Origin of the sequence: Amycolatopsis saalfeldensis, from assembly GCF_900110575.1 — a bacterium.
GTDB lineage: Bacteria > Actinomycetota > Actinomycetes > Mycobacteriales > Pseudonocardiaceae > Amycolatopsis > Amycolatopsis saalfeldensis.
In genome coordinates, this window is sequence record NZ_FOEF01000004.1 from 162,756 (window position 1) to 174,291 (window position 11,536).

Sequence of the window (11,536 nt, forward strand, 5' to 3'; positions counted from 1 at the left end):
GGTAGTGGTTCCCGGGCAGACGGCCCGGGGGCTTCGATCGAAGACCGGCCTCACTCCTCGAGCGTCCTCAGGCGAAACGGGTCCCAGGATGGGAGACTCGCGACCGTACGAAGGAACTAAAGAGGAGATACACCCTATGACCGACTCCACCGGAGTCACCGTGTTCGAAACCGAAGCCGTTCTCGACAACGGCCGTTTCGGCACCCGCACCGTCCGCTTCGAGACGGGCCGCCTGGCCAAGCAGGCCGCCGGCGCCGTGGTCGCGTACCTCGACGAAGAGACCATGCTGCTTTCCGCCACCACGGCGTCGAAGCACCCGAAGGAGCACTTCGACTTCTTCCCGCTGACGGTGGACGTCGAGGAGCGCATGTACGCCGCGGGCCGCATCCCCGGCGCGTTCTTCCGCCGCGAGGGCCGCCCGTCGACCGACGCGATCCTCACCTGCCGCCTGATCGACCGGCCGCTGCGCCCGTCGTTCGCCGACGGCCTGCGCAACGAGATCCAGGTCGTCATCACCGTCCAGAGCCTCAACCCGGACGACCCGTACGACGTGCTGGCGATCAACGCCGCCTCGGCGTCGACCCAGATCGCCGGCCTGCCGTTCTCCGGCCCGGTCGGCGGCGTCCGCGTCGCGCTGATCGAGGACCAGTGGGTCGCGTTCCCGACCTGGTCGCAGCTGGCGAAGGCCACCTTCAACATGGTGGTCGCGGGCCGGATCGTCGCTGATGACGTCGCGATCATGATGGTCGAGGCCGAGGGCACCGAGCAGACGCTCGACCTGATCGCCGCGGGCTCGAAGGCGCCGGACGAGGTCTCGGTCGCCGAGGGCCTCGAGGCCGCCAAGCCGTTCATCAAGGTCCTGTGCGAGGCGCAGCAGCGCCTGGCCGCGGACGCCGCCAAGCCGACCGGCGAGTTCCCGGTCTTCCTGGCCTACGAGCAGGACATCTACGAGGCCGTCGCCGCGATCGCGACCGACGAGCTGGCCAAGGCCCTGCAGATCGCCGGCAAGCAGGCCCGCGACGCCGCGACCGACGAGGTCAAGGCCACCGTGCTGGCCAAGGTCGGCCTGGGCGAGGGCGAGGCCTTCGAGGGGCGCGACAAGGAGATCGGCGCCGCGTTCAAGGCGCTGTCGAAGAAGATCATGCGCAAGCGCGTGCTCACCGACAAGATCCGGATGGACGGCCGCGGCCTGACCGACATCCGCTCGCTCTCGGCCGAGGTCGCGGTGATCCCGCGGGCGCACGGCTCGGCGCTGTTCGAGCGCGGCGAAACCCAGATCCTGGGCGTCACCACGCTGAACATGCTCCGCATGGAGCAGCAGATCGACTCGCTCTCCCCGGAGACGCACAAGCGCTACCTGCACCACTACAACTTCCCGCCGTTCTCCACCGGTGAGACCGGCCGCGTCGGCTCGCCGAAGCGCCGCGAAATCGGCCACGGCATGCTCGCCGAGCGCGCCCTGGTGCCGGTGCTGCCGAAGCGGGACGAATTCCCGTACGCGATCCGCCAGGTCTCCGAGGCGCTGGGCTCCAACGGCTCGACCTCGATGGGCTCGGTCTGCGCGTCCACCATGGGCCTGTACAACGCCGGCGTGCCGCTCAAGGCGCCGGTCGCGGGCATCGCGATGGGCCTGATCTCGGACGAGGTCGACGGCGAGACGCGCTACGTCGCGCTGACCGACATCCTCGGCGCCGAGGACGCCATGGGCGACATGGACTTCAAGGTCGCCGGCACCAAGGACATCATCACCGCGCTGCAGCTCGACACGAAGCTCGACGGCATCCCGTCGGAGGTCCTCGCGGCCGCGCTGAAGCAGGCGAAGGACGCCCGGCTCACCATTCTCGAGGTCATCGCCGAGGCGATCGACGGCCCGGACGAGATGAGCCCGTTCGCCCCGCGCGTCACCAGCGTGAAGATCCCGGTGGACAAGATCGGCGAGGTCATCGGCCCGAAGGGCAAGATGATCAACTCGATCACCGAGCAGACCGGTGCCGACATCTCCATCGAGGACGACGGCACGATCTACGTGGGCGCGGCCGACGGCCCGTCGGCGGAGTCGGCGATCGACATGATCAACGCCATCGCCAACCCGCAGCTGCCCAAGGTCGGCGAGCGCTTCCTCGGCACCGTGGTGAAGACGGCCGCGTTCGGCGCGTTCGTCTCGCTGCTGCCGGGCAAGGACGGCCTGGTGCACATCTCCAAGCTGGGCAACGGCAAGCGGATCAACAAGGTCGAGGACGTGGTCAACGTGGGCGACAAGCTCCGCGTCGAGATCGCCGACATCGACAACCGCGGCAAGATCAGCCTGATCGTGGTCAAGGAAGACGACGCTGCCCCGGCCGCCGAGTCCGCCGACGCCCCGGCCGAGGCCGAGAAGGCCGAAGCCAAGTAAGACACCGCTTCGCCACAGCGCGTAGCAGAAGCAGTTGTCCGTGAAGGCCTCCTTACCCGCGCTGGTAAGGGGGCCTTCACGGCATGTGAGTAAGGAACCCATGGCACGGCAGGTTTCCGGGCACGAGCAGCCCGTCGGCAGCACCCGCACGCTCGAGTCCACTTCGGACGGTGCGGTGGTCAGGCGGAGCGTGCTCCCCGGCGGGCTGCGGGTGATCACCGAGCACGTCCCGGCCTCGCGCTCGGCCACGGTCGGGCTGTGGGTGGGCGTGGGCTCGCGCGACGAGCCGCCGGCCGTCGCCGGGGCCGCGCACTACCTGGAGCACCTGCTGTTCAAGGGCACGGCCAACCGCGACGCGACGCAGATCGCCGAGGAGATCGACGCCGTCGGCGGCGAGTTCAACGCGTTCACCGCCAAGGAGCACACCTGCTACTACGCGCAGGTGCTCGACGCGGACCTGCCGCTGGCCATGGACCTGGTCACCGACGTCGTCTTCGAGGCGCTCTGCACCGACCGCGACATGGACACCGAGCGCAGCGTGGTGCTCGAAGAGATCTCCATGCGCGACGACGACCCCGAGGACCTGCTGCACGAGACGTTCGTCGGCGCGATCCTCGGCGAGCACTCGCTGGGCCGTCCGGTGCTGGGCACCGAGCAGTCCATCACCGACATGTCCCCGGCCGCGCTGCGCGGGTTCTACAAACGCCGGTACACGACGGGGCGGATGGTGCTGGCGGTGGCGGGCAACGTCGAGCACAGCCAGGTGCTTCGCTTGGTGCGCAAGGCGTTGCGCGACCGGCTGAACGGCGCGGGCACCCCGGTGCCGCCGCGGGCCGGGCGGGCCCGCGTCCTCACCGTGCCGAAGCTGGCGCTGCACACCGACGACACCGAGCAGGCGCACGTGATGCTGGGCCTGAAGTCGTTGTCGCGCCACGACGAGCGGCGGTTCGCGCTGTCGGTGCTCAACGCGGCGCTCGGCGGCGGCATGAGCTCACGGCTGTTCCAGGAGATCCGCGAACGGCGCGGGCTGGCGTACCAGGTGTACTCCTCGGTCGCGAGCTACGCCGACACCGGGCACATGGCCGTGTACGCGGGCTGCCAGCCGGAGAAGCTGGGCGAGGTCGCGGGCGTGATCCGCGAGGTGCTCGACCAGGTCGCGGCCGACGGGCTCGGCGAGGCCGAGGTGGCGCGGGCCAAGGGCCAGCTGCGCGGCGGGCTGGTGCTGGGCCTGGAGGACACGGCTTCGCGCATGTCGCGCATCGGCAAGAACGAGCTGAACTACGGGCAGTACCTCGGCGTGGACGCCACGGTCGCGCGGATCGACGCGGTCACCACCGAAGAGGTGTGTGCGCTGGCTCGCACTCTGCTGCGCCGCCCCGGTGGCGTGTCGGCCGCCGCGGTGGTGGGGCCGTACGCTCACGCCGACGACCTGCCGGACGACCTGCACGAGGTGATCGCGTCATGACCGAGTCCCCGATCCGCGTCGGCGTGCTGGGCGCGCGCGGCCGCATGGGCCAGACGGTGGTGGACGCCGTCGAAGGGGCGCCCGGCCTGGAAGTGGTGGCCGCGCTCGACGCGGGCGACGACTTCGCGCCGCTGTCCGCCGCGCAGGTGGTCGTGGACTTCACCCATCCCGACGGGGTCATGGACAACCTGAAGTACTTGGTGGAGCACGATTTGCACGCCGTGGTCGGCACCACCGGCTTCAGCGAGGAGCGGCTGGCGACCCTGCGTTCGCTGCTGGCGCCGAAGCCGTCGCTCGGGGTGCTGATCGCGCCGAACTTCGCGCTCGGCGCGGTGCTGGCGATGCGCTTCGCGGCCCAGGCGGCGAAGTTCTACCAGTCCGCGGAGATCATCGAGCTGCACCACAACCGCAAGGCCGACGCGCCGTCCGGCACCGCTTCGCACACTGCGCGGATGATCGGCGCCGCGCGCAAGGCCGCCGGGCTCGAGCCGGGACCGGACGCGACGACGTCCGGGCTCGACGGTGCCCGCGGCGCGCTGATCGAGGACGTGCCGGTGCACTCGGTCCGGCTGCCCGGGCTGGTGGCGCACGAGGAGATCCTGTTCGGCGGCGTGGGGGAGACCCTGACCATCCGGCACGACTCGCTCGACCGGACCTCGTTCATGCCCGGGGTGCTGCTCGGCGTGCGCTCCGTGGTTTCGCGGCCCGGCCTGACGGTCGGCCTGGAGAACGTGCTCGACCTGTGAGGGCCCGCAACGTCGCGCTGCTGCTGACCGCGGCGCTGGTGGTGTACCTGGTGCTGCTGGCCGACCGGGCGGTGGCGTTGTTCGCCACCGGGTCGGCGGCGGGCATCGCGCTCGGCGTCGGGGTGTTCCTGCTGCCGCTGCTCGGCGTGTGGATCGTCGTGGCCACTTGGCGCTCCGGCGTCCAGATCCAGCGCCTTTCGCGGCGGCTGGACGCGGAGGGCGGCCTGCCCGACGTGTCCGACCTGCCGCGCCGCCCGTCCGGCCGGGTCGACCGCGACGCCGCCGACGCCTGGTTCGAGGGCCGTCGCGCGGAGGTCGAGGAGAACTCCGGCGACTGGCGGGCCTGGTACCGCCTCGCCTACGCCTACGACATCGCGGGCGACCGGCGGCGGGCCCGCGCGACCATGCGCAAAGCCGTCGACCTGGAAGCCGCCGACCGCTGACAAAAACAGGGGTCGGCGCGAATTAGGGGTTGTCCTGACCGCCGATCCGTGCCGGGTCAGTGCAGCCAGCCGGCGAACAGCGCGGGTGACGCGGCGAGCAGGCTGAACCGCACCCAGCGCCCGGCCAGCCCGGCGGCGAGGAACGTGCTCATCCGCATCCGCACCATCCCGGCCAGCACGCTGGTGGCCATGAACGGCGGCAGCCCGACCAGCGAGCTGACCCCGTACGTGCCCGCCATCCAGTTCGGGTGCCGCTGGCAGCGCTCACGCAGGGCTTCGACCTTGCCGCGCAGCACCTTCGTCCGCCGGCGCCAGCGCTCCCGGCGCTCGCTCGGCGGCCGCTCGCGGACCCGGTGCAGCCGATCGTGGAGGAACTGCGGCAGCTTGATGCTGCCGCGCGCGGCGAGGAAGTACAGCAGCTTCCCGGCGATCTGGCCGACCGCCACGGCCGCGCCCAGCCACAGCCAGTGCGGGTTGTGCTGGCTCGCGCACAGGCCCACGACGAACAGCTCGGCGTTCACCAGCGGCACGATGGCCGAGCCGAACGCGACGCCGAAAGTGATCAGCAGCCAGCCCATCGTGCCTCCCCCCGTCCGCGATTCCGGGTGATTCCGGTCATTCCAAGCTAGCAGGCGTCACGAAAAGGTCACGGGGGTTAACCCCCCTCTTCGGCCGGGGGCGGCCACCAGAAGATCACGTGGACGTCGTTTTCCGGCCACCTGCCGCTGCCAGTCTGGCCAGGTGACCGACGCGTCTTTCGCCGATCGCTTCGCCGGTGCCTGCGCGGCGGTCGTGCGGGTGCTGCCGTTCGGCCTGTCCCGGATCGTGGCCCCGAGCTTCCTCGGCTTCGCCGTGATCAACGGCTGCACTTTCGGCGTGGACCTGCTTCTGCTGACGCTGCTGCACGGCGGGCTGGGCTGGCCGGTCTGGCTGGCCATCAGCCTGTCGTACGTCGTGGCGTTCGGGCTGAGCTTCGTGCTGAACCGCGCGCTGAACTTCCGTTCGCACGCGCCGGTGGGACGGCAGGCGGTGCTCTACGTCGTGGCGATCGGCGTCAACTACGCGGCGTTCCTGCTCGGCGTGGGGGCCGGGCTGAGCGCGCTGGGGGTCGAGTACCACCTGGCGCGGCTGGTCGCGGGCGCCTGCGAGGGCGTGTTCATGTACTGCGTGCTGCGCTGGGTGGTGTTCGCCCCGCGCGAGCAGTCAGTGCGCGAGCTCCAGCCGTAGCGTGCCGGTGAGCCGGACCTCGCGCAGCATGCCGCGGCCGGTGTCGAGGGTGCGGACGGTGCCGTCGGGGTTCCATCCGGTGCGGCGGTAGAAGCCGAGGGTGGCGTGGTCGGACTGCGCGACCCAGGTGATGCCGCGGTCCAGGCCCGCCTCGCGCAGCCCGCCGGCGGCCGTGCCGAGCAGGCGCCCGGCGTGCCCGCGGCGGCCCCAGCGCGGCTCCACGACCAGCGCCGCGATGAGCCCGGTGGCGTCCTCGGGCGCGCTGCCGTCCGCGGCTGCGGCCTCCTCCTCGGGCGCCGGTCCGGCCACGCAGTAGCCGACGGTGAACTCGCCCTCGGTGGCCAGGTAGACGAGCGAACCGGGGAACTCGATCGTCTCGGCCCAGGTGCCTTCGAGGTCGGCGGCGTCGAGTTCGTCGATGGCCTCGGCGCCCAGCAGGTCGGTGTAGGCGGCCCGCCAGGTCAGCCGCTGGATCCGGGCGATCTCGGCGGCGTCGGAAGGGGTCGCGGGACGGACTTCGGCGGCACTCACGCGGGCAATCTACCCGGCGCCCGCCCGAAACTGTCGGGGGTGGCTGGCACCATGGCGGGATCATGCAGACGATCAGCCTTCCGGTGGCCCGCCGCACGGCGCTGGCCGCACAGGGGTTCGCCGACCCCCGCCCCGCCACGGCCCCCACCCGCCGGCACCTGGCCAAGGTGCTGTCGCGGGTCCAGCTGCTGCAGCTGGACTCCGTGAACGTCGCCGTGCGCGCGCACTACATGCCCGTGTTCTCGCGCCTGGGCGCGTACGAGCCGGCGCTGGTGGACGATGCGGCGTGGTCGCACAGCGCGCGCCGTCCGCGGCTGCTGGTCGAGTCGTGGGCGCACGAGGCGAGCCTGCTCCCGATGGAGGACTGGCCGCTGCTGCGGTCCGGCGCGAAGCGCGACGGCTGGTGGCGGAACTACACGCGCGTGGTCGAGACCGTGCCCGGGCTGCTGGAAGACGTGCTGGCCGTGGTCAAGGAGCAGGGGCCGATCGGCGCGGGCGGGATCGAGAAGGCTCTGGAGGCCGAGGTCGCCGGCCGTGGCCCGGGCGCGTGGTGGGAGCGCTCGGTGGTGAAGAAGGCGTGCGAGTACCTGTTCGGGCTCGGGCAGCTGACCACGGGCACGCGGCGTTCGTTCGAGCGGCTGTACGACCTGACCGAGCGGGTGGTGCCGCCGGAGATCCTGTCCCGGCGGGTGAGCGCGGACGAGGGCGCACGGGGCCTCATCGACCGCTCGGCCCGCGCGCTGGGCGTCGGCACGGAAACCGATCTGCGGGACTACTACCGGCTGGGCCCGGAGGTGGCGCGTCAGGCCGTCGCGGAGCTGGTCGAGGCGGGCACGCTGGAGCCGGTGCAGGTGCAGGGATGGCGCGCGGTGGCGTACCGGCACAGCGAAGCGCGCACCCCGCGTTCGGTCACGGGCCGCGCGCTGCTGTGCCCGTTCGACCCGCTGATCTGGGAGCGCGACCGCACCGAGCGGCTGTTCGGCTTCCGCTACCGCATCGAGATCTACGTCCCGGAGCCCAAGCGCGTCCACGGCTATTACGTGTTCCCGTTCCTGCTCGACGGCGCGCTGTCCGCCCGCGTCGACCTGAAATCCGACCGTGCGGCCGGGGTTTTGCGCGTGCAGGGCGCTTTCGCCGAGCCGGCCGTCGACCAGCGCCGGGTCGCCGCCGAGCTGGCGGGGGAGCTGGCGCACATGGCTTCCTGGCTCGGGCTGGACGGTGTTGTGGTGGGGAAGCGGGGTGACCTGGCCTCGGCGGTGAAGAAGGACGTCGGCTGACGTTTCAGCTGCCGATTGACGTCGCCGTGCTGGGCGCCGAGCAGGTGCGGCGCAGGGCTTCGGTCGTCTCCTCGTGGCCGGGATGCCCGGCGAGTTCCCGCATCGCCTGCGGCGCCGCGGTTTCCAGTGATTCGCCCGCGACGAGGTGCGTGATCACGGCGGCTAAGGCACCTGCCGCGTAGTAACCCGTCGGGTGGCCGTGGGTGAGCTGGGCGCAGTTGGCGGCGAGCCGGAACGCGTACTCGTTGCGAAAGTCCTCCGCGGTGAACAGCGACAGCTGGGTTTCGTCCGTGATCACCGCGTCGGTCACCAGATCGGTGATTGCTGTCTGCCGCGTCGGATCCCCCTCGTTCCGGGGCACTGATCCTGGCAGAACCTCCCGCGGCGCGAACCGTCCCGGCCCGCCGCTTTCCTCAAGCGAGGCGATAAACCTTTACCCCGCAACACAATGAACGCACGAAGCGGCGGGCCGGACCGGTCACCCCCTGACCGGTCCGGCCCGCCGCCTCCCCCTTTCAGCCGGCCGCGCGGGTGACTACCGCGTTGCCCGTGCCGGTGCGCGCGCGGACGCGCAAGGCCACGCCCGCTTCGGGTGGCACGTCGGAGACCTCCAGCTCGCTGGACACCCGGCCCGCGGCCGACGCCAGCTCCACCTCGGCCGCGACGCCGCCGCGGATGCCGACCCGGACCTCGCCCGAGCCGGTGATCAGCTCGAGCGAGCCGGACGCCGCCTCGGCGACGGACAGGTCGCCGCTGCCGGTGCGGGCCATGACCTCGCCCGCGACCGCGCCCAGCCAGACGTCACCCGTGCCCGTGGCCAGGGTCGCCGACCCCGCCACCGACGACGCCTCCACCGAGCCGCTGCCGGTGCGCAGCTGCAGCCCCGCGAGGGTCGGGCCGAGCTTCACGCCGCCGGTGCCGGTGCGCACGATCGCCGAGCCGTCGGCCCGCTCCAGCACGACCTCGCCGGAGCCGGTGAGGATGTCGGCGCGGCCCGCGGAGCCGGTCACCGTGACGTCCGCCGCCCCCGCGCGGACCTCCACATGCGACCCGGACGGCGCGTGCACCTTGACCGACAGCGGCACGTTGCGCAGCTGCCACGCCTTCGGGGCCCGCACCACGAGCCGGTTGCCCGTCTTCTCGATGCGCGACTGCTGCACGGCATCGGCGGCCGAGCCGCTCGGGTCGACGCCCAGCTGGTCGCCGAACCGCTCACCGACCCACGACAGCAGGTTCGACACCCCGCTGACCCACGGCGGCTGCTCGCCCGCGTCGTGCCGCAGCTCGACGCTCGCGCCCGACTCGCGGTCGAGCACCAGCTCCACCCGCCCGATCGTGACGCCGACGTCCAGCTCCAGCGGCCCGTCCGCGTCGAACTCCTGCGTCCGCGCGGTGCCGGTGGACTCGCCCACCGGACGGCCCGATTCCGTGGCGGGCTCGGCAGCAGGCGCCGCGCCGGTTTCGGTGGCGGCTCCTGCGGCAGTCTCGGCAACGGGCTCCGCGTCGGCTCCGGCGGCAGCCTCGGCTCCCTGGCTGGACCCGGCGTCGGCTCCGGCGGCAGCCTCGGCGGCGGACGTGGTGCCCGCCGAGGTGGTGTCCTCGTTCTCGTCGCTCATGAATTCCCCTCCTAGCCCTCGACCCAGCCGTGCAGCTTGGTCTCGGTGCGGCTGCTGCCCTGGCGCCACTGCCCGTGGCGCTGGTGGTGCTGCTGCTGGGCCTGGCCGAGCGCCCCCTGCACGGCCTGCGCGACGAACGTGTTCAGCGACACGCCCTGCGCGGCCGCGGCCTGCTCGGCCTGGCCCTTGATCTGCTCGACCAGCCGGAGCGTGATGCGCGTGATGTCACCGCCGTCCAGCGGCGGCGGCGTCTGCGGGCGCTCCGGCGGCGGGGCCTCCTCGGCGCCCCCGGTGACGACCACGCGGACGTCGCGGCCGTCGAGGCGGACGTCCACCACCTGGCCGGGCAGGGCGGCGGTCACCTCCGCGGCCAGGTCGGCCAGCGCGTTCATCAGCGTCAGCCGGACCGCGGGTTCGAGCGCGGCCGAAAGCAGGGCGGCCGCACGCCGGGTCTGCTCGTCCCCGGCGGAGGCCGTGTTCGCGAGGTCTTCGCGAAGGTTCGCGATGTACGGCGTCAGGTCCATGACACCACTATGACGTCATCTGTGGCGTCAGTCAAGAAACTCATGACACCACGCGGTGTCATACCGGGACTGTCGGGGGTCCCGGTTACGCTGCCGTTCGGAGTCGCAGAGGAGAGGGAGTGCTGACGTGGCCGAGACCGTGTCGCCGAGGGTGCAGCTGATCGCGAAGACGGAGTTCTTCCCGCCGGAGGACGTGCCGTGGTCGACCGACGCCGACGGCGGCCAGGCGCTGGCCGAGTTCGCCGGGCGCGCCTGTTACCAGTCGTGGAAGAAGCCGAACCCGAAGACGGCGACCAACGCCGGCTACATCGACCACATCATCGAGGTGGGGCACCTTTCGGTGCTGGAGCACGGTTCGGTGAGCTTCTACATCACCGGCATCTCGCGCTCGCTCACCCACGAGCTGATCCGGCACCGGCACTTCTCGTACTCGCAGCTTTCGCAGCGGTACGTGCCGGAGAAGAACGCCGCGTTCGTGGAGCCGGAGGTGATCGCGAACGACCCGGAGCTGCACGAGAAGTTCCTCAAGGCCGCGCAGGCCAGTGTCGACGCCTACACCGAGCTGCTGGCCGGCCTGGAGGACAAGTTCTCCGACGCGCCGAGCGCCACGCTGCGCCGCAAGCAGGCCCGTCAGGCCGCCCGCGCGGTGCTGCCGAACGCCACCGAGACCCGCATCGTCGTCAGCGGCAACTACCGCGCCTGGCGGCACTTCGTCGCCATGCGCGCGACCGAGCACGCCGACGTCGAGATCCGCGCGCTGGCCATCGACTGCCTGCGTGAGCTGCAGAAGGCCGCGGCCAACGTGTTCGCCGACTTCACCATTTCCACGCTGCCCGACGGCACTGAAGTCGCGTCCAGCCCGAAGGTCCTCGAAGGCTGATGAAACGCCTCGCGATCGACGTCCGGCCGGGGGACTACTCGGTGGTGCGGCTGCCCGCCGACGCGCCGGTGCCGGCCGAGCTGCTGGTGCCCGGCGAGCCGGCGCTCGTCTCGGTCACCCGCACCCCGGAAGAGCTTTCGGTGATCTGCCCGACCGGCCGGGAGCCCGAGGGTGGGGTGGTCGAGCACGGCTGGCGGCTGATGAGCGTCCGCGGCCCGCTGGAGTTCACGCTCACCGGCGTGATCTCGGCGCTGGCCTCGGAACTGGCCGCGGCCGGTGTCGCCCTGTTCTCACTGTCCACTTTCGACACCGATCACATCTTGGTGCGCTCGGCCGAGCTCGAACTCGCTGTGAAGGCGTTCCGCGACAGCGGTCACGAGGTCGCGCTGCCCGCGTAGCGCATCCGTCGGTGAAGGCCCTTCGTCCACCCTCGGG

The 11,536-nt window shown here is 71.7% G+C and carries 13 protein-coding genes; 8 read left to right on the forward strand and 5 right to left on the reverse strand.

What is annotated here, in order from left to right:
• Positions 1–136: 136 nt before the first annotated feature.
• The 4 genes from BMY97_RS11580 to BMY97_RS11595 all read left to right on the forward strand — a co-directional run bounded on the left by BMY97_RS11580 (position 137) and on the right by BMY97_RS11595 (position 5,046).
• The gene (locus BMY97_RS11580; protein WP_091616681.1) at positions 137–2,392 is read left to right on the forward strand and encodes a polyribonucleotide nucleotidyltransferase; all 2,256 of its coding nucleotides are present in this window, start codon (positions 137–139) and stop codon (positions 2,390–2,392) included.
• 100 nt (positions 2,393–2,492) lie between these two features.
• Positions 2,493–3,857, forward strand: a complete 1,365-nt coding sequence (locus BMY97_RS11585) for a M16 family metallopeptidase (RefSeq protein ID WP_091616683.1) — start codon at positions 2,493–2,495, stop codon at positions 3,855–3,857.
• The gene (dapB, locus tag BMY97_RS11590; RefSeq protein ID WP_091616685.1) at positions 3,854–4,603 is read left to right on the forward strand and encodes a 4-hydroxy-tetrahydrodipicolinate reductase; all 750 of its coding nucleotides are present in this window, start codon (positions 3,854–3,856) and stop codon (positions 4,601–4,603) included. The genes BMY97_RS11585 and dapB overlap by 4 nt, the downstream gene beginning before the upstream one ends.
• Positions 4,600–5,046 (forward strand): tetratricopeptide repeat protein, encoded by a 447-nt coding sequence (locus BMY97_RS11595; protein ID WP_091616687.1) that lies wholly within the window; start codon positions 4,600–4,602, stop codon positions 5,044–5,046. Before dapB ends, BMY97_RS11595 begins: the two co-directional genes overlap by 4 nt.
• Before the next feature lie 56 nt (positions 5,047–5,102).
• On the opposite strand, the gene BMY97_RS11600 is transcribed toward BMY97_RS11595, so the two are convergent.
• Positions 5,103–5,624 carry a YqaA family protein gene (locus BMY97_RS11600; RefSeq protein WP_091616689.1) on the reverse strand — a complete coding sequence of 174 codons (522 nt, stop codon included), beginning with the start codon at positions 5,622–5,624 and terminating at the stop codon, positions 5,103–5,105.
• A gap of 163 nt (positions 5,625–5,787) precedes the next feature.
• Between BMY97_RS11600 and BMY97_RS11605 the strand changes: the two genes are divergently transcribed.
• On the forward strand, positions 5,788–6,273 hold the full coding sequence (locus tag BMY97_RS11605; RefSeq protein WP_091616691.1) for a GtrA family protein: 486 nt from the start codon (positions 5,788–5,790) through the stop codon (positions 6,271–6,273).
• Here the strand turns inward: BMY97_RS11605 and BMY97_RS11610 are convergent.
• Complete coding sequence (locus tag BMY97_RS11610; protein WP_091616693.1) at positions 6,250–6,804, reverse strand: GNAT family N-acetyltransferase; 555 nt, start codon at positions 6,802–6,804, stop codon at positions 6,250–6,252. The two genes, BMY97_RS11605 and BMY97_RS11610, sit on opposite strands and share 24 nt — an antisense overlap.
• A gap of 62 nt (positions 6,805–6,866) precedes the next feature.
• On the opposite strand from BMY97_RS11610, the gene BMY97_RS11615 reads away from it, so the two are divergent.
• A complete protein-coding gene (locus BMY97_RS11615; protein WP_091616696.1) occupies positions 6,867–8,081 on the forward strand; it encodes a winged helix-turn-helix domain-containing protein in 1,215 nt (404 codons plus the stop codon).
• Between the two features lie 4 nt (positions 8,082–8,085).
• Here the strand turns inward: BMY97_RS11615 and BMY97_RS11620 are convergent, their stop codons facing one another.
• The 3 genes from BMY97_RS11620 to BMY97_RS11630 form a co-directional block, all read right to left on the reverse strand.
• On the reverse strand, positions 8,086–8,391 hold the full coding sequence (locus BMY97_RS11620; RefSeq protein ID WP_245787270.1) for an ADP-ribosylglycohydrolase family protein: 306 nt from the start codon (positions 8,389–8,391) through the stop codon (positions 8,086–8,088).
• 205 nt (positions 8,392–8,596) lie between these two features.
• Positions 8,597–9,697, reverse strand: a complete 1,101-nt coding sequence (locus BMY97_RS11625; RefSeq protein WP_245787271.1) for a DUF4097 family beta strand repeat-containing protein — start codon at positions 9,695–9,697, stop codon at positions 8,597–8,599.
• Positions 9,698–9,708: 11 nt separating this feature from the next.
• Positions 9,709–10,221 carry a toxin-antitoxin system HicB family antitoxin gene (locus BMY97_RS11630; protein WP_091616700.1) on the reverse strand — a complete coding sequence of 171 codons (513 nt, stop codon included), beginning with the start codon at positions 10,219–10,221 and terminating at the stop codon, positions 9,709–9,711.
• Positions 10,222–10,348: 127 nt separating this feature from the next.
• On the opposite strand from BMY97_RS11630, the gene thyX reads away from it, so the two are divergent.
• Both thyX and BMY97_RS11640 read left to right on the forward strand, forming a co-directional pair.
• Complete coding sequence (gene thyX / locus BMY97_RS11635) at positions 10,349–11,101, forward strand: FAD-dependent thymidylate synthase (RefSeq protein ID WP_091616702.1); 753 nt, start codon at positions 10,349–10,351, stop codon at positions 11,099–11,101.
• Positions 11,101–11,499 (forward strand): ACT domain-containing protein, encoded by a 399-nt coding sequence (locus BMY97_RS11640; protein ID WP_091616704.1) that lies wholly within the window; start codon positions 11,101–11,103, stop codon positions 11,497–11,499. Before thyX ends, BMY97_RS11640 begins: the two co-directional genes overlap by 1 nt.
• Positions 11,500–11,536: the final 37 nt, after the last annotated feature.

What these genes read in the sequence shown, in the direction of transcription:
- BMY97_RS11630 (WP_091616700.1), bottom strand. Translation starts at nt 10,221, where the DNA reads ATGGACCTGACGCCGTACATCGCGAACCTTCGCGAAGACCTCGCGAAC.
- BMY97_RS11580 (WP_091616681.1), top strand. Translation starts at nt 137, where the DNA reads ATGACCGACTCCACCGGAGTCACCGTGTTCGAAACCGAAGCCGTTCTC.
- BMY97_RS11600 (WP_091616689.1), bottom strand. Translation starts at nt 5,624, where the DNA reads ATGGGCTGGCTGCTGATCACTTTCGGCGTCGCGTTCGGCTCGGCCATC.
- BMY97_RS11625 (WP_245787271.1), bottom strand. Translation starts at nt 9,697, where the DNA reads ATGAGCGACGAGAACGAGGACACCACCTCGGCGGGCACCACGTCCGCC.
- dapB (WP_091616685.1), top strand. Translation starts at nt 3,854, where the DNA reads ATGACCGAGTCCCCGATCCGCGTCGGCGTGCTGGGCGCGCGCGGCCGC.
- BMY97_RS11640 (WP_091616704.1), top strand. Translation starts at nt 11,101, where the DNA reads ATGAAACGCCTCGCGATCGACGTCCGGCCGGGGGACTACTCGGTGGTG.
- BMY97_RS11585 (WP_091616683.1), top strand. Translation starts at nt 2,493, where the DNA reads ATGGCACGGCAGGTTTCCGGGCACGAGCAGCCCGTCGGCAGCACCCGC.
- BMY97_RS11615 (WP_091616696.1), top strand. Translation starts at nt 6,867, where the DNA reads ATGCAGACGATCAGCCTTCCGGTGGCCCGCCGCACGGCGCTGGCCGCA.